The organism is [Bacteroides] pectinophilus, from assembly GCA_025146925.1.
GTDB lineage: Bacteria > Bacillota > Clostridia > Lachnospirales > Lachnospiraceae > Bacteroides_F > Bacteroides_F pectinophilus.
Genome location: CP102260.1, coordinates 1,964,522 through 1,989,270 on the forward strand (window position 1 = coordinate 1,964,522; position 24,749 = coordinate 1,989,270).

Consider the following 24,749-nt stretch of genomic DNA (forward strand, 5'->3'; position numbering starts at 1 on the left):
TTACTTACCTGTTGATGGGATATTCTTATACTGCTTAACGTATTCACTCTCAGCAGCATCATATTCTACTATCTGGCTTCTCTTAGGATATACCATTCCAAGTTCTTCCGTAGCAACTCTGAGCACTTCATTATAATCAATGCTGCCATCTATCTCCATTTTTGTCTCGTCGTTCTTTGTCGAAAGCTGTGTGAGTTTAATCTCCATACCGGCAACTTCATCAGCAGTATTCTTGACATATGCCTGTGCCTCAAGATATTGTACACATATTGCAAACATAAATGCCGCAACCGCAACCGCTGCAAAAGTATAGAGAAGATTCGTCTTGTGTGCATGCTTTAATGCCTTATAGCCTTCAAGCCTCTCCTGCTGTCTTTTCTCTTCCTGCTCTCTTCTGCGCTTTGCACGCTGCTCATCATAATCTGTCTTTGGCAGCGCTGTGTTAAGCTGCCTTGCTGCTGTTCCGTATACGTAAGTTCCACGTATACGTTCTGAACCCCCTGCCCGTCTTTCCATAATTGCCAATACCTCCTCGACCGGAATAACAGCAATCCTGTCCGGTCAAATTATTTATTAATATTTACGTTCAAATACTCTCAGCTTTGAACTTTTAGCTCTCTTATTCTCTTCAAGCTCCTCTTCGTCAGGAACTATCGGTTTTCTTGTGATAACCTTCCCCTTAGGTTTCTTACCGCATACACACACCGGAAAATCAGGAGGGCATGTACATGGATTTTCATTTTTTCTGAATCTTGTCTTGACTATCCTGTCCTCAAGCGAATGGAAAGTTATAATACACAGCCTTCCGTTGTCGTTAAGCAGATCCGTCATGGCATCAATAGACTCATCCAGCACTTCAAGTTCTCTGTTAAGTTCAATTCTTATTGCCTGAAATGTCTTCTTGGCCGGATGTCCTCCGGTTGCCCTGAACTTCATCGGTATTGCTGCCTTGATAATCTCATCAAGCTCAAATGTTGTCTCAACAGGCTTTATCTGTCTTGCCTGTACTATATGTTTTGCTATATTCTTTGCAAATTTGTCTTCACCGTAATCTCTGATAATACGATAAAGATCCTCTTCTGAATATCCGTTAACAATATCCTTCGCAGTCATCTCCTGTCTCTGATCCATTCTCATATCAAGAGGAGCATCCTGCTTATATGTAAATCCGCGCTCTGCCTCATCAAGCTGGTAAGATGAAACTCCTATATCAAGAAGTATTCCGTCAACTTTGCTCACTCCCAGTTCATCAAGAACCTTAGGCATATTACAGTAGTTATCACGGACGATTGTGACCCTGTCCGCGAACTCACTCAGTCTTTCTTTTGCTGCGCGTATCGCATCTTCATCCTGATCAATTCCAATAAGTCTTCCGCCATCCGTAAGACGCTTTGCTATCTCATATGAATGTCCGCCACCGCCAAGAGTTCCGTCAACATAGATGCCGTTCGGCTTAATATTAAGACTTTCAATTGTTTCATCTAGCAAAACAGATTTGTGCTTAAATTCCATGTCCACCCTTCTTAATTCCGGCTGTCATCATACTACCTATACGTGCTACAGCGACAGTCCCATGCTCTCAAGATTATCAGCAATCCTGCTTATATCAATATCATCAAGATTCATCTTATCATCATATGTTGCTCTGTCCCATATCTCTATATGGCTTGCCATTCCGACAAATACAACATCCTTGGTAAGTCCTGCAAGTTCCCTGAGTGATGCTGGAAGAAGAATTCTGCCCTGCTTGTCCACCTCACAGGAAGCAGCTCCGCCCAGGAAATATCTGCGTAATAATCTTGCGTCTGCATTAGTGTTGGGGAGCTCGTTAATCTTTTCCTCAAACTTCTGCCACTCAGTGTTGTCATATGCAATAAGGCATTCCTTATCAAAGCCCCTCGTAACAACGAATTCGTCGCCAAGAGCTTCACGGAACTTAGCCGGGACAATAAGTCGTCCTTTGGCATCAATTGTATGATTGTATTCGCCCATGAACATAACAACATCACCTCTGGCTGAATAAATTCAGGAATTAATTCAATTATGCAGCAAAGTTATCCACCACTTTCCACCACATTATTAAACTTTAGCTCCACTTTCCACCACTTTATGTCCATAATAAACGAATTTTACACTAAAATCAAGTATTTTTTTATAATTAAAAAAAGGAGAAAAGCCAGCAAAACACTAGCCTTTCTCCTTTTGGTACTATATATCTATTTTTTGTTGTCCGATTCTTCCTCCACAACCTCTTCTATGACACTGAATCCGGCAGTCACATCTTTCTTATGCCTCAATATCCTCCGTGACGGCCTGCTGCCATCTGCAGGCACTTTTGGATCTTCCGGCAGCAATCCATTCCTATCCCAGAACAGTCTGTAGCATACATATACTGCCGCAAATGCCATTGCCGCTACCGATACTATGACAGACACCGGAATAGTTGTTCCCGGAATAAGGAGACTGTCTGTACGAAGAAGTTCAATCCATGTGCGTCCCAGCCCATATCCGAACAGATACGTTGCAAATGCCTGGCCTCTGAACTTCTTATGCTTTATTACAAACAAAATTATTGCAAATAATGCAATATTCCAGATGCTCTCGTAAAGGAATGTCGGATGTACCTGTATGTACGATTCACCATTATATATACGTGCGTTAAGAAGGAGTTCTCTTGTAACTCCGTGTGCCTGTGCCGTAGGAATCTGCATTGCGAATATTGAATCCGTATATCCGCCGAATGCCTCACGGTTAAAAAAGTTTCCCCATCTTCCAACAGCCTGTCCCAGACAAAGTCCCGCACATGCGGTATCTGCCATAATCCAGAAGCTGCATCTTCTGATTCTGCAGAACACAATCAGAGTTATTACTGCTGCTATGATTCCTCCGTATATTGCCAGGCCGCCTTCCCTGATTCCTGTAATAATCTTAACCGGATTATCTGCATAAAGCTCCCAGTTAAATATACAATAGTACAGTCTGGCACCTATTATTGAAAATATAATTGCCAGAATAGTAAAATCAAGATAATCTTCTACATTCTGCTTCGTCCTGTGTGCTATATAATATACAATAAATGCACCGGTGAACATGGCAAGCCCTATACATATTCCATAATAGGCAACACTTATTCCAAACAGATTAAATGTCTGTCCGGGATGGAATTCAAGACCAAGATACGGAAATCTTATTGTTGTATTCATCACAAAGTACTCCTTCCAGTCCTAATTCTTGCATGCAGTTTGCAAATAGTACTTTTTATTATACAACAATTATTCCATACAGCAAATAATATTTTTATCCGCGCTGTATTCTTTGGGTATGGCATCCGTTATAATATTTACTGACTCTATTCCTGCGAATGTAACCGGACTTACGACTCCGAATTTACAGGAATCCGCAAGGACATATCTTTCAACGCTCTGTTTTGCCGCAGTTTTCTTAACCGCAGCCTCATTGACATCAGGCGTTGTAATTCCCGCTTTGTGTGTTATACCGTTAGTTCCAAAGAAGCCTTTTGAAAAGTGGTATGTCTGTATGGTATTTATGGCATCGCTTCCGACAACCGCTTCGGTTGTTCCTTTGAGTTCGCCGCCTACAAGTAATACATGGAATCCATCAGCAGCAAGCCGTCTGGCATGTGTTACAGCATTAGTCACATAGGTTGCATCTTTTTGTGTTATATAATCAAGCATGCATCCTGTTGTCGTTCCCGCATCTATATAAACGAAATCGCCCGGTGTTATAAGCTTAGCCGCATATCTGGCAATGGCTGTTTTTTTATCCCTGTTAACATTAGTCTTCTGTTCCACTGTCGGTTCATGGAATATATAATCTTCACCTGCCGCTATTGCTCCACCAAACACTTTAACAAGTCTGCCTGCGTTGGCAAGCGCCGTAATATCCCTTCTGGCAGTCGTCTCTGACACTCCAAGCTCCTTCGTTATGTCTGCTACAGTTATGCTGCTGTTCTTCTCCAGCATCTGCAGAATCATCTCATACCGCTGTTCAATAAACATTTCCGCTCCATTCTGTTATATATTGCTCAAATCTGTCTCAACAATAATCTTTCTGATTGGAAGTATTCTTGCCGGAGATACAGACAATTCATCCACACCCATTGCAAGGAACTGTCTTGTAAGCGTTGTATCCGCGCCAAGTTCTCCACATATCCCGGCCCAGATTCCTGCCTTATGTGCATTATCAACAACCATCTGTATCATACGCATAATTGCAGGATGATGCACATCACAGAATTCATCAAGCTTTGTATTCTGCCTGTCGACTGCAAGTGTATACTGAGTAAGATCATTAGTGCCGATACTGAAGAAATCAACAAGCGGTGCAAGTTCATCACTTATAATTGCCGCTGCAGGAGTTTCTATCATAATACCCTGTTTTGGTACGGCATATTGGATTCCCTGTGCCTTCAGCTCATCCTCAACCTGTAATGTTATCTCTTTTATGCGCTTAACTTCCCGGACACTTGTTATCATCGGGTACATTACCGCTATATTGCCATAGCTTGCTGCCCTGAACAATGCGCGCAGCTGTGTCCTGAATATCTCCGGTCTTGTAAGACATATTCTTATCGCACGACACCCCATTGCAGGATTATCTTCCTTATCCATATTAAAGTAATCACACTGTTTGTCAGCACCTATATCCAGCGTTCTTATAATAACTTCTCTTCCTGCCATGGTCTGCGCTACGGTTTTGTAAATGTTGAACTGTTCCTCTTCTGTAGGAAAATCACTGCGCTCAAGATATATAAATTCACTTCTGAACAGTCCTATTCCGGCCGCATCATTCTGGATAACCGTTGCCAGATCCTTTATATTGCCGATATTGGCATACAGCCTGATATGTTTTCCGTCCAGAGTAACATTATCCCTGCCTTTAAGCTGCTGCAATAACTTTCTGTACTCATCATCAGCCTTTTTGCGTTCCATCAGCTCTTTGAGTGTTACATCATCCGGCTCAATATATATTCTGCCATCATTGCCGTCAACTACAGCCATTTTTCCATCTAATTCACTGTCAAGCGGCATATCTGTCCCCACAAGTGCCGGTATTCCCATTGTTCTTGCAAGTATGGCAGTGTGTGAATTCATAGAGCCATGTACAGTGACAAACGCAAGTACTTTATCCTTATCCATCTGTACCGTCTCTGACGGTGCAAGGTCGTCAGCAACTATAATGCATGCCTGCTTTGCTGACATATTATCATTGCCGCCGCCTGAAAGTATTGTGAGTACTCTCTCGGATATATCCTTTACATCAGCTGCCCTTGCCTTCATGTACTCATCATCCATTGACGCAAACATCTGTGCAAAATTATCTTCCGTAACTGCCACTGCATACTCAGAATTAACATTCTGCGTTCTGATTATATTCTCAACTGATTCATTATAATCATCATCTTGCAGCATCATCTGATGAATCTCAAATATTGCCGCATTGGATTCACCAACTTCCTTAAGAGCCTTCTCATACAGTGCTCCGAGCTGTTCAATGGCTTCATTCCTCGCCATATTGTACCTTGCCACTTCTGCTTCGGCATCTTCTATTCTTTCACGTTTTATCTTCTGCTCGTCCTTCTTGTACAGTCTTATCGTACCAGCTGCCACCCCGCCAAAAACGCTTTTTCCGCAAAATATCTTCATAGATACACCCCCTTGAAGCTGTACTGTGAGTCTGTTTACATGTTTTCTTTCATAAAACTTTCAATTGCAGCACATGCCGCATCCTCGTCTTCGCCCTCACATCTGACAGTTACTTCATTGCCATTCTTTACGGCAAGTCCCATAATTGTAAATATCTTCTTGCAGTCTCCTTCTTTGCCATCCTTAATCATCTTTATACTGCTTGTAAATACTTTGGCTGCCTTAACGAGTTCTCCTGCCGGTCTTGCATGTATTCCCTGCGGGTCTGTTATTGTGTAATTAAATTCTTTCATAAATGTCCTCCATTTCCTTAACTGTTAATCATTTACTACATTTTTCTTAAGAGTTCCAAGCAGCACTGTAGATACTGCCGTTCCTACAATAATTGCAATTATATACATCACAGGATGTCCCATTACAGGTGCCACAAAGATTCCTCCGTGAGGTGCCATAAGTGTACATCCAAAAGCCATTGACATTGCACCGGCAATTCCCGAACCAATAACACATGCCGGTATTACATGCAGTGGGTCAGATGCCGCATAAGGTATTGCGCCTTCTGTGATAAATGCAAGTCCCATAATAAAGTTGGTCGGTCCTGCTTCTCTTTCCTGTTTTGTGAATTTGTTTTTAAACAGCAATGTCGCAAGCGCTATTGCACACGGAGGTGTCATACCTCCAATCATAACTGCTGCCATTATATCATAGTTGCCTGCAACTATTGATGCCGTTCCGAATACATATGCTGCTTTATTGAACGGACCGCCCATATCAACAGCCATCATTCCCGCAAGTATGAAACCAAGTATTATCCTGCTTGAGCTGCCCATGCTTGTTAGTGCACTGTTAAGCCCGGTGTTAATTCCACCCATGACCGGTTCTACCACAAATGTCATCAGTATTCCGATTGCCAGGATACCGGCTACCGGATATATCAATACCGGTGTAATCTTTTCTATTGCATCCGGAAGTTTTCTACATACCTTCTTAAGCCCAAGAATTATATATCCTGCAGCGAATCCGGCAGCAAGTGCTCCAAGGAATCCGGACTTTCCATTAGCTGCCATCATTCCTCCAACGAAGCCTACAGCAAGTGCCGGTCTGTCACCTATAGCCATGGCAATATAACCTGCGAGCACAGGAAGCATGAATCCGAACGCTGTCCCGCCAATACCCTTGAAGAATGCCGCAGCCGCAGTGATTGTACCAAAATTAGCTCTCTGGTCTGCCGGAAGTGCCTCAATATTAACATTCATTCCATCTATGAGAAATGCTATTGCAATCAGGATACCGCCACCTACAACAAATGGGAGCATATGTGATACACCATTCATAAGCTGTGTGTATATCTGATGTGCAACTCCTCCGCTCTTTTCTCCGGTCTTTGTACTCTTACCAGCTGCTGTCATTGTATCTTTTGTATCTGCACAGTACACAGATGCATCTCCCGCACACGCACGCTCAATAAGCTCATCTGCTTTACTTATTCCGTCAGATACCTGACATATTATAACTTTCTTTCCATCAAATCTTGCCATTGGAACATCTGCATCTGCCGCAACTATTATGCAGTCTGCATCGTTGATTTCCTGTTCTGTAAGTACGTTCTTGGCACCACCTGAACCTCTTGTCTCTATCTTAATTGCACAGCCCTTTGCCTTTGCTGCTTTTTCAAGTCCCTCAGCTGCCATATATGTATGTGCAATTCCGGTAGGACATGATGTTACCGCAAGAATCTTTGGTATCCGTACATCCGATGCCGCATTAAGAGTATTACCCTCAGTGAGTCTCTCGTCAATTCCGTTCTTTTCTTCATCAGCTTTATCTACAAGCTTTATAAATTCCTCAACCGATTCTGCACCTCTCAGTGATGCTGTGAATTCTTCATCCATAAGAAGCACTGACAGCTTACTCAGCACATCAAGGTGTACATTATCCTTTGTGTCAGGCGCTGCAATAAGGAACATAAGCGTTACCGGCTCATCATCAAGCGATTCAAAATCAACCCCGCCCGGTATAACCATTGCTGCAAGTCCCGGTCTGTCAACTGCGGCACATTTGCCATGTGGAATTGCTATCCCCTCACCAATTCCTGTTGTACTTTCTTTCTCCCTTGCAAACACCTGTCTGCGATAAGCTTCTTTGTCATTAAGCTTTCCGCTCCTGTCCATAAGGTCAATCGCCATATTAAGTGCTTCTTCCTTTCCTGACGGTGAAGCATCAAGCTTTATGCTGTTTTTATCAAGAAGATCGATAATTTTCATATATACCCTCCAATCCTGCGTCATTATGACACATTACACATTATCTCATGCTTTCTGCAGCCTGTTCACTGCCTCGTTGTAAACCTTCCCAATTTCTTCCTTAGTTGCAAGATATTCCGAGAATGCACTTGCACTTCCTGCTGCAAGTCCCATATAAAATGCATGTCTGTAGTCATTCTTTTCAAGCCATCCTGCCATAAATCCTGCAACCATCGAATCACCTGCACCAACACCGTTAACAAGCTTTCCTTTCGGTGCCTCACTTTCATATACCTGTCCGTCCCCAGCGACAAGCACTGCACCCTCACCTGCCATCGACACAAGTACATTTACAGCTCCCTTCTTTTGAAGTGCTCTGGCGTATGGTACAACCTCTGCCCTTGAAGACAATTCGACTCCGAATATCTCACCAAGCTCATGATTATTGGGCTTAATAAGGAATGGTCTGTACTCAAGCACATTCATCAGCAGCTCTCTCGTTGCATCTACAACAACCGTTATTCCTCTGCCTTTAAGCATCGCCATTATTCTGCTGTAGATATCATCCGGGATACACTCAGGTATACTGCCTGACAAGAAAAGTACATCACCGTTTTCCAGTCTGTCCAGCTTATCCATAAGCTTATCAAGACTCTTACCGTCTATATCCGGTCCGCGCCCGTTGATCTCCGTTCCGTCTACCGACTTCAGTTTCACATTAATTCTTGATACGCCACTGTCAATAGTGATAAATTCCGACTGCACACCAAGCTTCTCAAGTTCAGACACAATTTCTCTTCCGGTAAATCCGGCAACAAATCCGAGCGCCCTGCTCTTAATTCCAAGATTCATGAGAACTGTTGATACATTGATTCCCTTGCCTCCCGGAAGGATAAGCTCAGATGATGTCCGATTCGTAAGTCCCAGTTTAAAATCATTCACAGAAACAATGTAATCCAGCGAAGGGTTAAATGTAACTGTATAAATCATTATCCCACCTCCATTCTGTTCCTATCTTTCCAGCTTTTTCCATATGCTGTACTTTAGCGGCTGTACTTTAGCTGTTCCGTTATCTTTAATCTAATTATAATTCAAATTCAATCAAAATCAATTATCAACGCTCACAAACTTTCATTTTTATTTTGTATATTTTGCACAAAAAAAGTGGAGATTATCTCTCCACTTTAATTATTTCCAACAAAATACATTTTATTCAGAATATTCTTATAATCAGACTGTTATTACAATCAGAATACTATTGTATAACCCCGTTCAAATACTTCTCCCGGCGCAATCCTGTTTCCCCATTTACGTTCCTCAAGAGTTCCTGAATAATCAGCCCTGTCAGCTCTTCCGTACCATGGTTCGATACATATAAACGGCACATTTTTGCCGACGGGTGACCACAGACCGAATACGGGTGCGTCAAACTTTACAGTAACAAATCTTTCACCGTCACATTCAAGATAAACCTCATGGCACTGGTTATTCTCAATAATATATGCATCTCTGTCAAAGAATCCTTCTGTAACCATCACACCATCTTCTGTATCAAGCTTATATTCCTTATCCTCAAGAAGTCCTTCAGCATTCAGAAGCCTGTAAGATATACCTTCAGCCTTCATATCCGGATTCACAGCTTCCACTCCATATCTGTCCATAGCAAAGCCTATTCTGCATCCCGTAAGGCTCTCATGCCCGTCAAGCACAAACGCCGGATGTGCTCCTATACTGAAATACATTGCTTCATCCTGCGTATCTGACACTCTCCATGATGCAGCTATGCTGCTGCCGTCAAGTCTGTATGTACATTCAAGCTTAAAAAAGAAGGGATACGCTTCAAGTGTAGATGCATCCGCCTTAAGGCACATAGTCAGCTTATCATCTTCTATCTTAACCGGTTCAAACTCCATATCTCTGGCAAAGCCATGCTGCGTCATACGATATTGCCTGCCATTATATGTAACACTGTTGTCCCTGTACTTACCGACTAACGGGAACAATACCGGTGCATGGCGCTTCCATGCCGCCGGGTCTGCCTGCCAGATATGCTCTCTGTTATCCGCAGCAGTTATTGCAGATACAATCTCACATCCCTTGCTGTCTACAGTTACCTTAAGATATTCATTCTGAATCGTGTACCTCATCCTAATGTACCTCCATTTTTCATTCCAACTCCCGAAAGTATAAGCATTCCTGCAGCATTTATAAGAAGAACAGTTATTGCGGCAGCCATTCCTGCCCCATCTGCTATTATGCCCACTATCTGAGGCGTAATAATGCCACCGAGTGCAGCAATCGCCAGAAGCATTGACATTGCAGTGTCAGACCCCTTTAACACACTTCCTGCACATGAAACTCCTGTAGGATATATTCCCGCAAAGAAAAATCCAAGCCCCGCTATCGCAAATGTTATCACATACAGATTATGCGTAGCTATAAGCAGAAGGAAGAACACAGCAGTTGCTATGCAATATGCAAATATAAGCCTGTTTTTATCAATAACCGCTGAAAGCTTAGCCGTTGTAAGTCTTCCAAGCATTACCATAATCCATGTGACAGATACGAGATTTGTTGCATATGTACTGCTCATAATTCCCATACTTTTAAAATATGTGACAAACCATCCGTTAACGCAGTTTTCAAGTCCAATATACAAAAACAGCAGAAATCCCATTATATAAAATACAGGATTTTTGTAATAAACGGTATTCCCTGCATCCATTCCTGTACCTGTTTCTGTATCTGCTGCCGATGTTCCTTCCTCTCCGGCATAACCACCCGGTGTCATCTTAATCCACGCATAGCCTGCCGTTGCAAGTAAAGAAGCCGCTATTATTGTATAAGCCGCTGTTCTCCATCCAAGCCCCGCTTCCATATACAAAGATGTCAGCAACGGTGAGAGAAGCGCACCTGCCGCAAATGTCATATGCAGCAGATTAAGTGCCGCAGGCTTACCATCAGAATTATCATTTACAACTGCATTATTAATTATGCTCACGGAGCCTCTTCCTATGCCAAGCAGTACAAACGCCGGATACATCACCGCAACCGGAGGAAGCAGTGTGATTATAATCCATGAAAGAGGTACAAGCGACGACAGCATGACTATTGTCTTCTTTCTCCCCATCAGCCTTGATATTACCGGATTAACGAAACTTGCGAGAAGATTGCCTATCGCAAATGCCGACAGCAATCCTCCCGCAACACTGTAATTAATACCTGCTTCTTCTATAATGTAAGGAAGTGTGGTTCCGACAAGCAGAACCATTGCACCACTCACAAAAAATGCGAAGTAGCATGGAAATAATAATCTGAATCTATCCGGTATTCTTATATTAAACATTGAATCTGAACAGAATTACGTCTCCGTCCTTAACGACATAGTCCTTGCCCTCAAGTCTTACAAGACCCTTTTCCTTAGCTCCCGCATATGTCTTGCAGTCAAGCAGATCCTGATAATTAACTACCTCAGCGCGTATGAAGCCTCTTTCAAAATCACTGTGTATCTTACCTGCTGCCTGAGGGGCCTTTGTACCGTTAACAATAGTCCATGCCCTTGTCTCAGTCTCACCTGCCGTAAGATAACTTATAAGTCCGAGAAGTCTGTAGCTTGCAGCTATAAGCTTGTCAAGACCTGACTCTGAAAGTCCGAGGTCTTCAAGGAACATCTTCTTCTCATCATCATCAAGCTCTGATATCTCCTGCTCAATCTGCGCACAGATAACGAATACCTCGCAGTTCTCCTTGGCAGCATAATCCCTTACTGACTGAACAAACTTATTACCGGCTCCGTCATCAGCAAGGTCATCCTCTTTAACATTAGCCGCAAAAATTACAGGCTTGGCTGTGAGCAGATTATATGACTTAAGCATTGCCTGCTCATCCTCATCGTCTGTCTCAAAGCTTTTTGCAAGCTTGCCTTCCTCAAGATGTGCCTTGACGCGCTTTATAAGATCACATTCCTTGGCAATATCCTTATTATTGAATGCAGCCTTTGACTGCTTGGCAAGTCTTCTTTCAAGAATCTCTATATCTGAGAATATAAGCTCAAGGTTAATAGTCTCTATATCTCTGATTGGATCTATAGAGCCGTCAACATGAACGATATTACTGTCCTCAAAACATCTTACGACATGAACGATCGCATCAACCTCGCGGATATTGGCAAGGAACTGGTTGCCGAGTCCCTCTCCCTTTGATGCTCCCTTAACAAGTCCTGCAATATCTACGAACTCTATAACTGCCGGCGTTATCTTGGCTGAATTATAAAGAGCTGCCAGCTTGTTAAGTCTGTCATCCGGAACTGCAACAACTCCTACATTAGGGTCAATTGTACAGAACGGATAATTGGCTGACTCAGCCCCTGCCTTTGTAAGTGAATTAAACAGTGTACTCTTTCCGACATTCGGAAGTCCTACGATACCTAGTTTCATATTTCTATATTCCTCCTTGGATAAATCACAGTTTTACTGTCTTTGTGTTCTTTAGCTTCTGTTAACCTGCTATTCATAGCTTTTTTAAACACTTCACACAATCTATTATGCTATCATAGTTAGAATTTTTTTTCAATAAATTCAATACTTTTTGATATCTTTACGCTGCAGCATTGGTATTAATCTGGTCAATCACCTTTCTGATTCCCATCCAGACTGTCATGTCCGTAAATATCTCCGCTACGCTTCCCTTGTCAGTAAATGGCGATTCCTGAAATACAGACAAATCCTTCATCATCCCGTTGTGTACAATATACTCTACTATCTGATTCACAAAGTAAATCTGTCTGCTGTCCAGATTTGTGTCATGATACTGATTATCTATAATTCTTGTTTCAAAACCATTGGTAAGAAAAACCACCGGTCTTCTATTGTATTGTGCCTCTAGTAAGTCAGCATAGAGTTTTGCCTGTTGTCTGCCCTTTGCAACATCGGTGCATGTCCTCTTAGCTTCTATTACAGCAAGCGGTCTATGACTATCATCATAAAGAACATAATCAGCAAATCCCACTTATTAAAAATGCCTATGGAGTTCTTGACCGATTGTCAAACATGCACTCCTAATCATTCATAAAATATTTACATTGCGTATAATAATCCTCTATTTCCTGATTCATTAAAGAAACCAGCTTTTCTGTCTTTTGATTTTCACGATATTCTTTTAATCCGTCAATGTACTTTTCTCCATTTACATCCAAAATGATAAATGGTTTTAAATCCGGATTTATAAGGCATTCTCTAAAGAGAATCATCCTTCCGGTTCTGCCGTTTCCATCCTGAAATGGATGAATTGTCTCATACCTCGCATGAAACTCTGCTAACACGTCTAAGTTCTTTTCCTGTTGTTCATACCAATCCAACAGCTTCCCCATTTCTTCTGAAACCTGATTAGGAAGCACTGTCTTATACATTCCAATCATGTTCGGTCTTTCTTTGTAAGCACCGATTGCATATCCATTTGCCCGATCTTCAAATACTCCTGACTTAAGTTCATGATGAAAACGTTTGATGAGATTTTCTGTCAATGGTTCATCCAAAGTATCTATCATACAGTTGAACATCAAGAAATGACCATTCATTTCCTCAACATCCTTTGCCCTGTAGTAATTGTCATTTTGAGGCAGTGTACCGTTATCAAATAAAGATGCCGTCTGTTCCGGTGTCAATGTGCTCCCTTCAATTTTATTGGAGTTGTATGCCATTGCTCTCTGTGTGTATGCATATACACCGGATCTATCAAAACGCTGCCTTTCTATACGGAAACGTTCTGTCAGCCATTTTTTATAGTCGTTCATACCTATTCTCCCCTTCTACCCAAAATATTCCTGCATAAGCGAATCAAATAATAATTGAGCCGGACCCAAAGCCTTTTTCACGACAACTCGGGCTATCTAAAACAATCTTTTTCAATCGTTCATCAGAAGTATAGATGCCTTCGATTTAGTTAAATTATAAATTCCCACTTCATCAAAATCAAGTTCAACTTCGTCATTTGCAGTAAAATGACGAAGTTAAACAATTCCACACCTCCACTTATTTCCCCTCCTCTCCAAATATTCCTCTTGAGTATTTAACAATTTTAGAGTAGAATAGTTTAAAATGTAAAATTTTATGGAGGTACGTATGAAACATTTGTTAAATCCTCTCGATTTATCAGTGGAAGAAACGGACAGGCTGTTGAATCTTGCAGACAGCATCGCCGCTGACCCCGCCAGGTACAGTCACTGCTGTACAGGTAAAAAATTAGCAACTCTTTTTTATGAACCAAGTACAAGGACCCGGTTAAGCTTTGAAGCAGCTATGATTAATCTCGGCGGGTCTGTTCTTGGTTTTTCTTCTGCCAATTCAAGCTCAGCTTCAAAAGGCGAAAGTGTATCTGATACAATCCGCGTTATATCATGCTACGCAGATATCTGTGCAATGCGTCATCCAAAGGAAGGTGCACCAATGGTAGCCGCCGGCAAATCCCGTATTCCTGTAATTAACGCAGGCGACGGAGGCCACCAGCATCCGACGCAGACTCTCACAGACCTTATGACAATCCGCTCACTCCGCGGAAGTCTCGGCAATCTCACAATCGGGCTTTGCGGTGACCTTAAGTTTGGACGTACTGTACATTCACTCATCAACTCACTTATAAGATATGATAATGTAAAGTTTGTCCTCATATCACCAAAAGAACTCCGCGTACCTGACTATATCCGTGATGACGTTCTTGAGGCTAATCATGTTGAATATAAAGAAGTTGAAAAGCTTGAGGACGTTATGCCTGAGCTTGACATACTCTATATGACAAGAGTCCAGCGCGAGCGTTTCTTCAACGAAGACGAATATCTGCGAATGAAGAATTTCTACATACTTGATGCTGAGAAAATGCAGCTTGCCAAGCCTGATATGTACGTTCTCCACCCACTTCCAAGAGTTAACGAGATATCAGTAGAAGTAGATGATGACCCAAGAGCTGCATATTTCAAGCAGGTTCAGAACGGCGTATATGTGCGTATGGCACTTATACTAACGCTTCTTGGAATTGATACTTCTAATTTATAAATTAAAATCAGCCGGTCAGCACATATTTTATTACATGTATCACACACACCTGTACCGGCAGAACGGAGATTATTACTATGTTAAATGTAGGACAGTTAAATGAAGGTTTTGTTCTCGACCATATAGAAGCAGGAAAGAGCATGCAGATATATGACAATCTCGGTCTCGGAAAGCTTGACTGCCAGGTTGCCATAATCAAGAATGCACGCAGCAATAAGATGGGCAAGAAGGACATTATTAAGATTGAAGGCGGACTTGACCTTGTAGATCTCGATGTCCTCGGTTTTATCGACCACAACATCACTGTTAACATTATCAAGGACGGAGAAATCGTAGAGAAAAAGCGTCTTTCGCTCCCAAAACGTATTACTAATGTTATCAGATGTAAGAACCCACGCTGTATTACATCCATTGAGCAGGAACTGGATCACGTATTCACACTTACCGATGAGGATAATCAGGTGTACAGATGCCTATACTGCGAGGAAAAGTATATAAAGCAGTAATGCATTTGAACCGGTAATTGCCTGCAGAAATCACAATACAACAATAAAAATGCCCGTACAGGTTACATACATCATGAATTCTTCATGTGATGTCCCGTACGGGCATTATTTTGATTATACATTGGATAGATTGAGCAGGGCTGTAAGCCGGGTTATGTCAAATGCGTTACCGCACGTGATAATCATCTATCTAGTCCTGCTGTTACCAGCAGGCTCAAGCGACCTACCCAAAGGCACGACGGGCAGCCGTATCGCCTTTGTCTGGTCTTGCTTCGGATGGGGTTTACATGGCTTCTCATGTTACCATGAGAACGGTAGTCTCTTACACTGCCTTTCCACCCTTACCGGAACTTGCAGCAAGCTGCCAGCTCCGGCGGTATATCTCTGTTGCACTGGCCTTGGAGTCACCTCCACCGGACGTTATCCGGCATCCTGCCCTGTGAAGCCCGGACTTTCCTCACCTGCATAAGCAGCCGCGATTATCCACCCTACTCAACCAACTATGAATTCTATCAAATGACACCGATTATGTCAATGTATGAACATAGCGTCACCGAAAGAAAAGAATCTGTACTTTTCCTCAACCGCCGTCTTATACGCTGCAAGGATATGCTCTCTTCCCGCTAATGCGGATACAAGCATCAAAAGCGTCGACTCCGGCAGATGGAAATTAGTTATAAGCGCATCAAGCACCTTGAACTTATATCCCGGATAGATGAATATCTCCGTCCATCCGCTGCATGCCTTAACCCTGCCGTCATCATCTGACGCTGACTCAATAGTTCTGCAGCTTGTTGTTCCTACGCATATAACACGCCCGCCATCAGCCTTTGCATTATTAATCTTATCCGCAGCTTCCTGCGTTACTACATAATATTCAGAGTGCATGTGGTGCTCCTGAATATTCTCAACCTTGACAGGTCTGAATGTTCCAAGTCCGACATGAAGTGTTACGCGTGCTATATCAACACCTTTTTCCTGAATCCTTTCCAGCAGCTCCTTCGTAAAGTGAAGTCCTGCAGTAGGCGCTGCCGCTGAGCCTTCATGCTTTGCATATACAGTCTGGTATCTGTTCTTATCCTGAAGTTTGTGTGTTATGTAAGGAGGCAGCGGCATCTGTCCAAGTTCGTCAAGAATCTCTTCAAAAATACCTTCATAAGTAAACTGAATCAGTCTGTTGCCTTCTTCAACAATATCTATAACCTCAGCCACAAGCCTGCCGTCACCAAAGCTTATCTTTGTCCCTATCTTAGCCTTCTTACCGGGCTTTACAAGCACTTCCCAGACATCCTTCATGTCTTCCTTGCGCTTTAACAGAAGAACCTCTATGGTTGCACCTGTTCCGACTCTCTCTCCTATAAGCCTTGCCGGAATTACCTTGGTATCATTGATAACAAGGCAGTCTCCCGGATTAAGATAATCAATTATATCCTTAAATATCTTATGCTCAATCTCACCTGTATTCTTATCAAGCAGCATCAGTCTTGACGCTGAACGGTCAGATAACGGATCCTGCGCAATAAGCTCCTGTGGCAGATCATAGTAAAAATCATGTAATTCCATCATAAAACCTTCCTCATTTCTGAACAACTCACTATATATATTGTCAGAACACCCGGAAGCTGAATTATCAGCTTCTGAGCTCTATTCCAAGTGCTCCGAGGTCCTTAAGTATATTTTCCATAATAGGATTGATATCCTTGTCCTCAAGTGTTCTGTCCTTTGCCCTGAAACTTATAGAATAAGCAACCGATTTGAATCCTGACTTAATCTGTGAGCCTTCATAGATATCAAAGAGCTTATAGCTCTCAACAAGCTTTCCGCCTCTCTTCTCTATGATATCCTCAACAGTTCCAACAAGCACTGACTTATCCATAACCATTGAAATATCTCTTGTAACTGCAGGGAACTTTGCAATTCCTTCGTACTTTCTGTCAAATGTTGCCTTCTCTACTATGTGCGGCATATCAATTACTGCAATATAAGCCTTCTCCCCTATTGAATAAATGTCAAGTACATCAGGATGAACCTCTCCGAGATATCCGATTACTTCTCCGTCATAGACTATGTCAGCCTGTCTTCCCGGATGAAGGAATGTTTTGCCTGCGTCAGGATTATATTCAGGCTTATTTCTCATTCCTACCTTTTCAAGGAATTCCTCAACAACTCCCTTCATACTGAAGAAATCACCGTCTCCATAGAAGCCGAGTGTAAACTGCATTCTCTCATCAGGAAGCTCTGTAAGAGGAAGTGACTTTGGAAGATAAATATTGCCCAGCTCATAGAGCTTAACATTCTTATTTCTTCTGTTATAGTTAGTGGACAGTGATGTAAGCATTCCGTTAAGTGAAGTTGTTCTCATAATGCTGAAATCTTCACCAAGAGGATTAGATATAACTATTGCCTTGCGAAGCGGTGAATCCTCCGGAAGAAGAAGCTTATCAAATACCTTAGGGCTTTCAAATGAATACGTCATACCCTGTGAGAAACCACAGAACTCTGCAATATCTCTTGCAACGCCCTCAATTCTCATCTTAAATGAAAGCTTACCTGTTGTAGCCTCACCTGATGGAAGTGTTGTAGGAATGTTGGCATATCCGTAGAATCTTGCAACTTCCTCCGCTATATCGGCACCACACTCAAGATCCTGTCTGAATGTAGGTATTATAAGTTCGTTAGTCTCTTCGTTATATACGAGTTCAATCTTCTTAAGATATCCAAGCATCTCTTCTGCTGAAATATCTATTCCGAGCAGCTTGTTAATCTTGTCAGGCTCGAACTTGATTCTCTTCTCCACATTCTTCTGAGGATATACATCGATCATTCCGCCGACAACTTCGCCTGCTCCGAGTTCTTCAATAAGCTGGCATGCCCTGTCAATAGCTTCTGATGCAAGATTAGGATCAAGTCCTTTCTCGAACTTGCCTGATGCTTCTGTTCTCATACCAATCTTCTTGGCTGAAAGACGGATATTAGTTCCGTCAAAGCATGCTGCTTCAAAAAGCATTGTCTTAACATCATCTGTTATCTTAGAATTCTCGCCGCCCATGATACCTGCAACACCTACTGACTTCTCAGCATCACATATCATAAGTATTGAAGGATCAAGCTTTCTTGTCTGTCCGTCAAGTGTTACAAACTCTTCGCCCTCTTCTGCACGGCGTACTATTATCTTACCGCCTGCAAGCGTATCATAATCATATGCATGCATAGGCTGTCCGTACTCTTCCATTACGTAATTAGTAATATCTACGATATTATTGATAGGTCTGATTCCACTTGCAGCAAGTCTTCTCTGCATCCATTCAGGTGATGGCGCAAGCTTGATATTCCTTACAAGTCTTGCTGTGTATCTTGGGCAGAGATCTGTTGCCTGAACATCAACCTTCACATAGTCATTAACATCCTCGCTGTTGCCGACTTTCTTGACAGGAGGCATAACAAAATCCTTATTGAATGTTGCCGCCGCCTCTCTTGCTACGCCAAGAATGCTGTAACAGTCTACTCTGTTGTTAGTAATCTCATATTCAAATACAGTATCGCGCAGTCCAAGTGCCTCTATTGCGTCAGAACCGACAACTGCATCCTCAGGCATTACATAAAGGCCATTCTCAGGTGCATCCGGATAAAAGTCTCTTGATGAACCAAGCTCCTCTATAGAGCACATCATACCGTTAGATTCAACACCACGGAGTTTGCCCTTCTTAATCTTAATTCCGCCTTCCGTCTTAGAACCGTCATGTCCTCCGGCAACACGTCCGCCATCGAGCACTACAGGTACCTTCATTCCGGTAACTACATTGGGCGCACCTGTAACTATCTGTATTGTCTCTTTGCCTATGTTAACCTGGCATATAACAAGCTTATCTGCATCAGGATGCTTTTCTACTGATATAATCTGTCCTACAACTATCTTATCAAGGTCTGCATCAAGTGCTTTATATCCTTCTACCTTTGTACCGCTTAATGTCATGGCGTCCATATATTCCTGATCCGTACACTCAAGTCCCGGTACATATGCTTTAATCCAATTTAAAGATGTATTCATGATTTTAATTCTCCATTCTATGCATATATGTTTCCAAATTACTCTTTTCAGAATATCCTGACCAATAATTAGTGTCAGCTTTTACTTAGAACTGCTTAAGGAATCTTGCATCATTCTCATAGAGAAGTCTCATGTCGTCAATCTCATATTTGAGAAGTGCGATTCGCTCAAGTCCTACACCAAATGCAAATCCTGAATACTCTTCAGGGTCTATTCCGCTCATCTTAAGAACCTTAGGATGAACCATCCCGCACCCGAGAATCTCAATCCAGCCTTCGCCCTTACAGAAACGGCATCCCTTGCCTCCGCACTTGAAGCATGTTACATCCATCTCAGCACTTGGCTCTGTGAACGGGAAGTGATGAGGTCTGAACTTAACCTTTGTATCCTCACCGAACAGCTCTCTGGCAAATTCCTGCAATGTACCCTTAAGATCTGCAAATGTAATATTTTTATCTATTACCATACCCTCAATCTGATGGAATGAAGGTGAATGTGTTGCATCCACTTCATCTGCACGGAATACTCTTCCCGGTGCAATCATTCTGATAGGAAGATGGCCTCTCTCCATCTGGCGTACCTGAACAGGTGATGTCTGTGTACGGAGAAGAATCTTGTCATTAATATAAAATGTATCCTGCTCATCCTTAGCTGGATGGTTAGCAGGAATATTCAATGCCTCAAAGTTATAGTAGTCATACTCGACCTCCGGTCCTTCAACCACTTCATATCCCATTCCAACAAATATCTTCTCTACTTCTTCAAGTGCTATTGTATTAGGATGACGATGACCTACATTGTTTTTTCTGGCCGGAAGTGTTACATCAATAACCTCTGCCTTCATCTGAAGTTCTCTTTTCTTCTTTGCGAGGTCTGTTCTTGCATTCTCAAGCATCTCCTCGATTGCCTGTCTTGTCTCGTTAACTATCTGACCTACCTGTGGTCTTTCTTCAGGAGCCACATCCTTCATGCCCTTAAGCACTTCAGTAAGTTCACCTTTCTTACCAAGAAGACCTACTTTAATCTCATTAAGTCTTTCGAGCGAGTCAGTCTCATCAATCTGAGTTCTCGCATTTTCCATGATTTTCTTCAAACGTTCCTTCATCATTGAAATCCCATTCCTTTCATTATGTACTGATAAATGTTCTGCGTGGACGTTTAATATATATTTTGACAAATAAAAAACGCCCCCAAAACAAGGGACGAATTAACCGCGGTACCACCCATATTCCCGGAATATCCGGACTCTCTTCCGACTTAACGCGTCTACACGTCGCAGCCTACTTCGCGGTCACAGCCACTCTTCAGCAACGCAGCTCCAGTGTGAAATTCAATGCCATTCTTTAACTCAAAAGGACTCTCAGCCAGTGATCCTCTCTCTCTGACAGTATGATTGCCATCTGTGACCGCCTTGTACGGTCTGCACCTTCACAGCTTTTGTTAAAGCTTCCGATGGGACTCGAACCCACGACCTATTGATTACGAATCAATCGCTCTACCAACTGAGCCACGAAAGCATCAAAACATAGATTATTATACATACTCTGTTTAAAAATGTAAACCTTTTTTTATTATTTTGCATAATATATTTATATGAAAATAACTTATTATTGCGGAGGGCTGTGTATGGAATATGCATTAAATATTGACCATATATCGTATTCATACCACACATTAAATGGTGAGACCCCTGCTGTCACAGACGTAAGCATCACTATTGAAAAAGGGGAATTTATTGCGATAGTCGGTCCGTCAGGATGTGGCAAATCCACCCTTCTCTCGCTTATTGCGGGTCTTATACATCCCGATTCGGGAGCAATCACACTTGGCAGCAATAGCAACATCGGTTACATGTTCCAGAAAGACAACCTTTTTGAATGGCGTACAGTATACGGTAACGCACGCCTCGGACTTGATATACAGCACTGTGCTACCCCTAAAAAGCTTGAATACGTTGACACTCTTTTGAAGGCATATGGTCTTGACAGCTTTAAGGATGTCCGTCCTTCACAGTTGTCCGGCGGAATGCGCCAGCGTGCAGCACTGATACGCACACTGGCCCTCGAACCCGACCTTCTGCTTCTTGACGAGCCTTTTTCCGCACTTGATTACCAGACACGCCTTGAAGTATGTGACGATATAGGAACAATTCTTAAAAATGAAGGTAAAACAGCCATTCTTGTTACGCACGACCTCTCCGAAGCAATATCAATGGGAGACCGCGTTGTTGTTCTGACAAAACGTCCATGTACAATCCGCGATATCATTACCATTGACCTCGGAATAGATAACAGAACGCCTATGACATCCCGCAATGCACCTGCATTCAAGGATTATTTCAACATTATATGGAAGGAGCTGACAGGCAATGAATAAAAATAATCACAGGGACATTTCTCCCTCACAGCAATCTTATATACGCCACTGCCTGATGCATCATTACATGATTGTATTTTCACGCATTGCCTTATTCGTTCTGTTTATTATAATGTGGGAAACCGGCGCACGCACCGGCAGCATTGATGCATTTATATTCAGTTCGCCCTCACGCATTGCTGCCACCCTTATTTCAATGTGCCGTTCCGGGGACATTTTTATTCATACAGGAATTACACTTGCAGAAACGCTTCTAAGCTTTATCCTTGTTCTCACAGCCGGAATTCTTCTTGCCATTCTTCTGTGGGCATCGGATACTGTATCAGGAATACTCGAACCATACCTTGTAATACTGAACAGCCTGCCAAAGTCTGCACTTGCTCCTGTTCTCATTGTATGGCTTGGCAACAACCCAAAGACAATTATAGTGACTGCCGTTTCAATCGCTGTATTCGGTACAATAATTAACCTTTACACAAGCTTTTCGCAGATAGATTCTGAAAAGATAAAGCTTATCAAGATGCTTGGCGGCAACAGGCTCGATGTGCTTTTCCGCCTTATCCTGCCAAGTTCTCTCCCTATAATAATCAGTAATGCCAAGGTTAATATCGGTCTGTGCCTTGTCGGCGTAATAATCGGGGAATTTCTTGCAGCACGCAGGGGGCTTGGTTTTCTCATAATATATGGCAGCCAGACGTTCAAGATGAACTGGGTGCTTATGTCCATTGTAATACTCTGCATAATTGCAGGCGTACTATATCTTATTCTTAACAGGCTTGAAAAATGCGTAAATAAGTATATGGCATCCTGAACATATACTTTATTATATATGATGCCGGAGCAAAACCCCCCCCCGGATTTGATGCTCATATCAGGGCGGGGTATGAGTCGTTATTTAAGTCCATCATATCCCGTTTACCTGAAGACCTCCACTCCATACTTCTTTCCATCTGTCTTCACGGTTATTGCGCCACTTTCATCAGTCCTTATAATACCCGCTCCTGATACACGCAGCCTGTCGATTGTCTCCTTGTGCGGATGTCTGTATCTGTTATCAATTCCACAAGAAATCATTGCCACATCCGGTTTTACACGTTCAAGGAATTCATCTGTTGTCGACCCTGACGAACCATGATGGGCCACTTTCAGGATGTTAAAGCCTGCAGGCTTTTTGGTGGAAGACATTGAAGCCGCTTCATTGAGAACTTCAGTCAGATTCTCTTCACCTTTTCCCTGCACATCCCCGGTAAAGAGCATTGCAAATCTGTCATATGTCATTTGCATTATGAGCGATCCCTCATTTTTATCACTGTACATATCCACATAATCCGGTGCGATGCACTCCAATGCAAACTGCCCATTCATCGCTTCTATTTTCATGCCACAGTATGCATTTATTATGTTAGTACCATTATCTTTTGCTGCGCGCACGATTGTCCAATATGTATCATCATCAGGCAGTTCCGGAATAATTATGCTGCGTACGCGGATTCCGGTTATATTCTGGTTCTGCACAAGATAAAGTATGCCATTATAATGGTCTTCATCCAGATGGCTTATTACCGCATAGTCAACAGACCGGATTCCTCCCGCTTTAAGCGACGGAACCAGCGTATATTCGCCAAGTTTCTTCTTATCCGTACTTCCTGCATCCATAAGTATATTCATGCCATCCGGGACTCTTATGTATATTCCGTCCCCCTGCCCCACATACATCATGCGCACCGTAAGATATCTCACCGGATTAAAAAACATAAGCAGTGCCATTAACGGAACGATCACGCACACCGCATAGCTGAACATACCTCCGTCTTTGATGTTTTTTGCATTATGCCTGATATATGTGTGCAGGGCTGTTAATGCCACAAGCAGCATATAATAGACGATGATTTTGGACAATCCCGGCCTTCCGGGGATTATATGCGACCACTCTGCCGCAACCGATATCCCGCACATCTTTCTGAATAAAAGAAGCGTATAATGTACCACACCCATTACAAATCTGCCGGCATATATATTAACAATTCCGGCTATTCCGGCAATTATACCTCCTGCCATTACAAATTCCATTAGCGGTATGACTGCAAGATTAAGAAATATTGATAAAAGTGGAAATTCCCCAAATGACAACAGTAACACCGGAACCGTCACCAGGCTGACACTTATGCTTGCAGACAATGACTGCATAAGCAGTTTTATCACGGCTTTATATTTACCTTTATATCCGTCTGCATATCCATTCAGTGATGCAGCCTTGTCAACAAGCCATTCCCCGGTCTCATATATAACCGGATTCACTTTAATCAGTGCAGCTATTGCGCCAAAAGAAAGAAGATACCAACTATTAGTAATCATCAGCGGCATATCCAGCAGAATCAATATTGATGCAAGCGACGCAGAACATGCCATATCATATTTTCTTCCCAGCACCTGCGCACCACAGCTTACAGCAAACATTACAAATGCCCTTACAGCCGATACTGCATTGCCGGTCATAATTCCATAGCCGGCAATTATTATGCAGCTTATTACCGATGCACCGCCAAACCTTAAGCCTGCCCGGCGCAGGATCCTGTAAAGCGTCATCCCTATAATTGATATGTGAACACCCGTCTGAGGTTTTTTCCTGTCCAATATAGATGGCATAACTTCTTATTATAAAGGGATAGTCAGCATATAACGCTAAGGGGGATAGCCCACTAGGGGATATACCCCCTTTGAACACCCCAGATTTGCCTATTCTTGAGATTTGTATAATCACGCAAAACCATTTTTGCGGTTCTCTGTTATACGCATCGTATAACACCACTATATTTGTAACAAAAAATAGCGTGACTGTCAAACCGTAGCCACACTATTTTTTG

General features: G+C 42.5%; 21 protein-coding genes, 1 tRNA gene, 1 other RNA gene and 2 pseudogenes. 4 read left to right on the forward strand and 21 right to left on the reverse strand.

The features are described from left to right. The 15 genes and pseudogenes from NQ488_09185 to NQ488_09255 form a co-directional block, all read right to left on the reverse strand. Positions 1–516, reverse strand: coding sequence for a hypothetical protein (locus tag NQ488_09185; protein UWN94757.1), 516 nt, complete (start codon positions 514–516; stop codon positions 1–3). Positions 517–573: 57 nt separating this feature from the next. Further along, on the reverse strand, positions 574–1,512 hold the full coding sequence (rsmH, locus tag NQ488_09190; GenBank protein ID UWN94758.1) for a 16S rRNA (cytosine(1402)-N(4))-methyltransferase RsmH: 939 nt from the start codon (positions 1,510–1,512) through the stop codon (positions 574–576). Between the two features lie 45 nt (positions 1,513–1,557). Then, positions 1,558–1,998 (reverse strand): division/cell wall cluster transcriptional repressor MraZ, encoded by a 441-nt coding sequence (mraZ, locus tag NQ488_09195; GenBank protein UWN94759.1) that lies wholly within the window; start codon positions 1,996–1,998, stop codon positions 1,558–1,560. A 218-nt stretch (positions 1,999–2,216) separates the two neighbouring features. Beyond that, positions 2,217–3,203, reverse strand: coding sequence for a prolipoprotein diacylglyceryl transferase (gene lgt / locus NQ488_09200; GenBank protein ID UWN94760.1), 987 nt, complete (start codon positions 3,201–3,203; stop codon positions 2,217–2,219). Between the two features lie 69 nt (positions 3,204–3,272). Further along, entirely contained in the window at positions 3,273–4,019 is a 747-nt protein-coding gene (locus tag NQ488_09205) for a DeoR/GlpR family DNA-binding transcription regulator (GenBank protein ID UWN94761.1), read from the reverse strand. A gap of 15 nt (positions 4,020–4,034) precedes the next feature. Then, positions 4,035–5,666, reverse strand: coding sequence for a phosphoenolpyruvate--protein phosphotransferase (gene ptsP / locus NQ488_09210; GenBank protein UWN94762.1), 1,632 nt, complete (start codon positions 5,664–5,666; stop codon positions 4,035–4,037). 35 nt (positions 5,667–5,701) lie between these two features. Next, the gene (locus NQ488_09215; GenBank protein ID UWN94763.1) at positions 5,702–5,959 is read right to left on the reverse strand and encodes an HPr family phosphocarrier protein; all 258 of its coding nucleotides are present in this window, start codon (positions 5,957–5,959) and stop codon (positions 5,702–5,704) included. Between the two features lie 24 nt (positions 5,960–5,983). Next, complete coding sequence (locus NQ488_09220) at positions 5,984–7,930, reverse strand: fructose-specific PTS transporter subunit EIIC (GenBank protein UWN94764.1); 1,947 nt, start codon at positions 7,928–7,930, stop codon at positions 5,984–5,986. 45 nt (positions 7,931–7,975) lie between these two features. Continuing rightward, complete coding sequence (pfkB, locus tag NQ488_09225) at positions 7,976–8,899, reverse strand: 1-phosphofructokinase (protein UWN94765.1); 924 nt, start codon at positions 8,897–8,899, stop codon at positions 7,976–7,978. 257 nt (positions 8,900–9,156) lie between these two features. After that, a complete protein-coding gene (locus NQ488_09230; protein UWN94766.1) occupies positions 9,157–10,056 on the reverse strand; it encodes an aldose 1-epimerase family protein in 900 nt (299 codons plus the stop codon). Next, positions 10,053–11,255, reverse strand: a complete 1,203-nt coding sequence (locus NQ488_09235) for an MFS transporter (GenBank protein ID UWN94767.1) — start codon at positions 11,253–11,255, stop codon at positions 10,053–10,055. The genes NQ488_09230 and NQ488_09235 overlap by 4 nt, the downstream gene beginning before the upstream one ends. Continuing rightward, positions 11,248–12,345: a redox-regulated ATPase YchF gene (gene ychF, locus NQ488_09240; GenBank protein ID UWN94768.1), complete on the reverse strand. Its 1,098-nt coding sequence runs from the start codon at positions 12,343–12,345 to the stop codon at positions 11,248–11,250. Before ychF ends, NQ488_09235 begins: the two co-directional genes overlap by 8 nt. Positions 12,346–12,505: 160 nt before the next feature. After that, positions 12,506–12,712: pseudogene (locus tag NQ488_09245) on the reverse strand (hypothetical protein). A gap of 63 nt (positions 12,713–12,775) precedes the next feature. After that, a pseudogene (locus NQ488_09250) lies at positions 12,776–12,916 on the reverse strand (hypothetical protein). A 49-nt stretch (positions 12,917–12,965) separates the two neighbouring features. Continuing rightward, the gene (locus NQ488_09255) at positions 12,966–13,700 is read right to left on the reverse strand and encodes a Fic family protein (protein ID UWN94769.1); all 735 of its coding nucleotides are present in this window, start codon (positions 13,698–13,700) and stop codon (positions 12,966–12,968) included. 328 nt (positions 13,701–14,028) lie between these two features. On the opposite strand from NQ488_09255, the gene pyrB reads away from it, so the two are divergent. Both pyrB and NQ488_09265 read left to right on the forward strand, forming a co-directional pair. Next, positions 14,029–14,955, forward strand: a complete 927-nt coding sequence (gene pyrB, locus NQ488_09260) for an aspartate carbamoyltransferase (GenBank protein ID UWN94770.1) — start codon at positions 14,029–14,031, stop codon at positions 14,953–14,955. A 77-nt stretch (positions 14,956–15,032) separates the two neighbouring features. Further along, positions 15,033–15,461, forward strand: coding sequence for an aspartate carbamoyltransferase regulatory subunit (locus tag NQ488_09265; protein UWN94771.1), 429 nt, complete (start codon positions 15,033–15,035; stop codon positions 15,459–15,461). A 127-nt stretch (positions 15,462–15,588) separates the two neighbouring features. On the opposite strand, the gene rnpB is transcribed toward NQ488_09265, so the two are convergent. The 5 genes from rnpB to NQ488_09290 all read right to left on the reverse strand — a co-directional run bounded on the left by rnpB (position 15,589) and on the right by NQ488_09290 (position 21,026). Beyond that, positions 15,589–15,956: RNase P RNA component class A (gene rnpB, locus NQ488_09270), an RNA gene on the reverse strand. A gap of 36 nt (positions 15,957–15,992) precedes the next feature. Then, positions 15,993–17,024, reverse strand: a complete 1,032-nt coding sequence (gene queA / locus NQ488_09275) for a tRNA preQ1(34) S-adenosylmethionine ribosyltransferase-isomerase QueA (GenBank protein UWN97137.1) — start codon at positions 17,022–17,024, stop codon at positions 15,993–15,995. Between the two features lie 67 nt (positions 17,025–17,091). Beyond that, the gene (gene pheT / locus NQ488_09280) at positions 17,092–19,509 is read right to left on the reverse strand and encodes a phenylalanine--tRNA ligase subunit beta (protein ID UWN94772.1); all 2,418 of its coding nucleotides are present in this window, start codon (positions 19,507–19,509) and stop codon (positions 17,092–17,094) included. Positions 19,510–19,594: 85 nt separating this feature from the next. Next, entirely contained in the window at positions 19,595–20,614 is a 1,020-nt protein-coding gene (gene pheS, locus NQ488_09285; GenBank protein ID UWN97138.1) for a phenylalanine--tRNA ligase subunit alpha, read from the reverse strand. A 339-nt stretch (positions 20,615–20,953) separates the two neighbouring features. Further along, positions 20,954–21,026: transfer RNA gene (locus NQ488_09290), tRNA-Thr, on the reverse strand. Between the two features lie 109 nt (positions 21,027–21,135). Here NQ488_09290 and NQ488_09295 point away from each other — a divergent pair. Both NQ488_09295 and NQ488_09300 read left to right on the forward strand, forming a co-directional pair. Further along, the gene (locus tag NQ488_09295; GenBank protein ID UWN94773.1) at positions 21,136–21,885 is read left to right on the forward strand and encodes an ABC transporter ATP-binding protein; all 750 of its coding nucleotides are present in this window, start codon (positions 21,136–21,138) and stop codon (positions 21,883–21,885) included. 55 nt (positions 21,886–21,940) lie between these two features. Next, positions 21,941–22,696: an ABC transporter permease gene (locus tag NQ488_09300; protein UWN97139.1), complete on the forward strand. Its 756-nt coding sequence runs from the start codon at positions 21,941–21,943 to the stop codon at positions 22,694–22,696. A 104-nt stretch (positions 22,697–22,800) separates the two neighbouring features. Here NQ488_09300 and NQ488_09305 read toward each other — a convergent pair whose 3' ends face one another. Continuing rightward, complete coding sequence (locus NQ488_09305) at positions 22,801–24,531, reverse strand: DNA internalization-related competence protein ComEC/Rec2 (GenBank protein ID UWN94774.1); 1,731 nt, start codon at positions 24,529–24,531, stop codon at positions 22,801–22,803. Positions 24,532–24,749: the final 218 nt, after the last annotated feature.

Bases quoted from the DNA above. Each gene is read 5' to 3' on its own strand.
- NQ488_09185 (UWN94757.1), bottom strand. From the start codon at position 516: ATGGAAAGACGGGCAGGGGGTTCAGAACGTATACGTGGAACTTACGTA.
- rsmH (UWN94758.1), bottom strand. From the start codon at position 1,512: ATGGAATTTAAGCACAAATCTGTTTTGCTAGATGAAACAATTGAAAGT.
- mraZ (UWN94759.1), bottom strand. From the start codon at position 1,998: ATGTTCATGGGCGAATACAATCATACAATTGATGCCAAAGGACGACTT.
- lgt (UWN94760.1), bottom strand. From the start codon at position 3,203: ATGAATACAACAATAAGATTTCCGTATCTTGGTCTTGAATTCCATCCC.
- NQ488_09205 (UWN94761.1), bottom strand. From the start codon at position 4,019: ATGTTTATTGAACAGCGGTATGAGATGATTCTGCAGATGCTGGAGAAG.
- ptsP (UWN94762.1), bottom strand. From the start codon at position 5,666: ATGAAGATATTTTGCGGAAAAAGCGTTTTTGGCGGGGTGGCAGCTGGT.
- NQ488_09215 (UWN94763.1), bottom strand. From the start codon at position 5,959: ATGAAAGAATTTAATTACACAATAACAGACCCGCAGGGAATACATGCA.
- NQ488_09220 (UWN94764.1), bottom strand. From the start codon at position 7,930: ATGAAAATTATCGATCTTCTTGATAAAAACAGCATAAAGCTTGATGCT.
- pfkB (UWN94765.1), bottom strand. From the start codon at position 8,899: ATGATTTATACAGTTACATTTAACCCTTCGCTGGATTACATTGTTTCT.
- NQ488_09230 (UWN94766.1), bottom strand. From the start codon at position 10,056: ATGAGGTACACGATTCAGAATGAATATCTTAAGGTAACTGTAGACAGC.
- NQ488_09235 (UWN94767.1), bottom strand. From the start codon at position 11,255: ATGTTTAATATAAGAATACCGGATAGATTCAGATTATTATTTCCATGC.
- ychF (UWN94768.1), bottom strand. From the start codon at position 12,345: ATGAAACTAGGTATCGTAGGACTTCCGAATGTCGGAAAGAGTACACTG.
- NQ488_09255 (UWN94769.1), bottom strand. From the start codon at position 13,700: ATGAACGACTATAAAAAATGGCTGACAGAACGTTTCCGTATAGAAAGG.
- pyrB (UWN94770.1), top strand. From the start codon at position 14,029: ATGAAACATTTGTTAAATCCTCTCGATTTATCAGTGGAAGAAACGGAC.
- NQ488_09265 (UWN94771.1), top strand. From the start codon at position 15,033: ATGTTAAATGTAGGACAGTTAAATGAAGGTTTTGTTCTCGACCATATA.
- queA (UWN97137.1), bottom strand. From the start codon at position 17,024: ATGGAATTACATGATTTTTACTATGATCTGCCACAGGAGCTTATTGCG.
- pheT (UWN94772.1), bottom strand. From the start codon at position 19,509: ATGAATACATCTTTAAATTGGATTAAAGCATATGTACCGGGACTTGAG.
- pheS (UWN97138.1), bottom strand. From the start codon at position 20,614: ATGAAGGAACGTTTGAAGAAAATCATGGAAAATGCGAGAACTCAGATT.
- NQ488_09295 (UWN94773.1), top strand. From the start codon at position 21,136: ATGGAATATGCATTAAATATTGACCATATATCGTATTCATACCACACA.
- NQ488_09300 (UWN97139.1), top strand. From the start codon at position 21,941: ATGCATCATTACATGATTGTATTTTCACGCATTGCCTTATTCGTTCTG.
- NQ488_09305 (UWN94774.1), bottom strand. From the start codon at position 24,531: ATGCCATCTATATTGGACAGGAAAAAACCTCAGACGGGTGTTCACATA.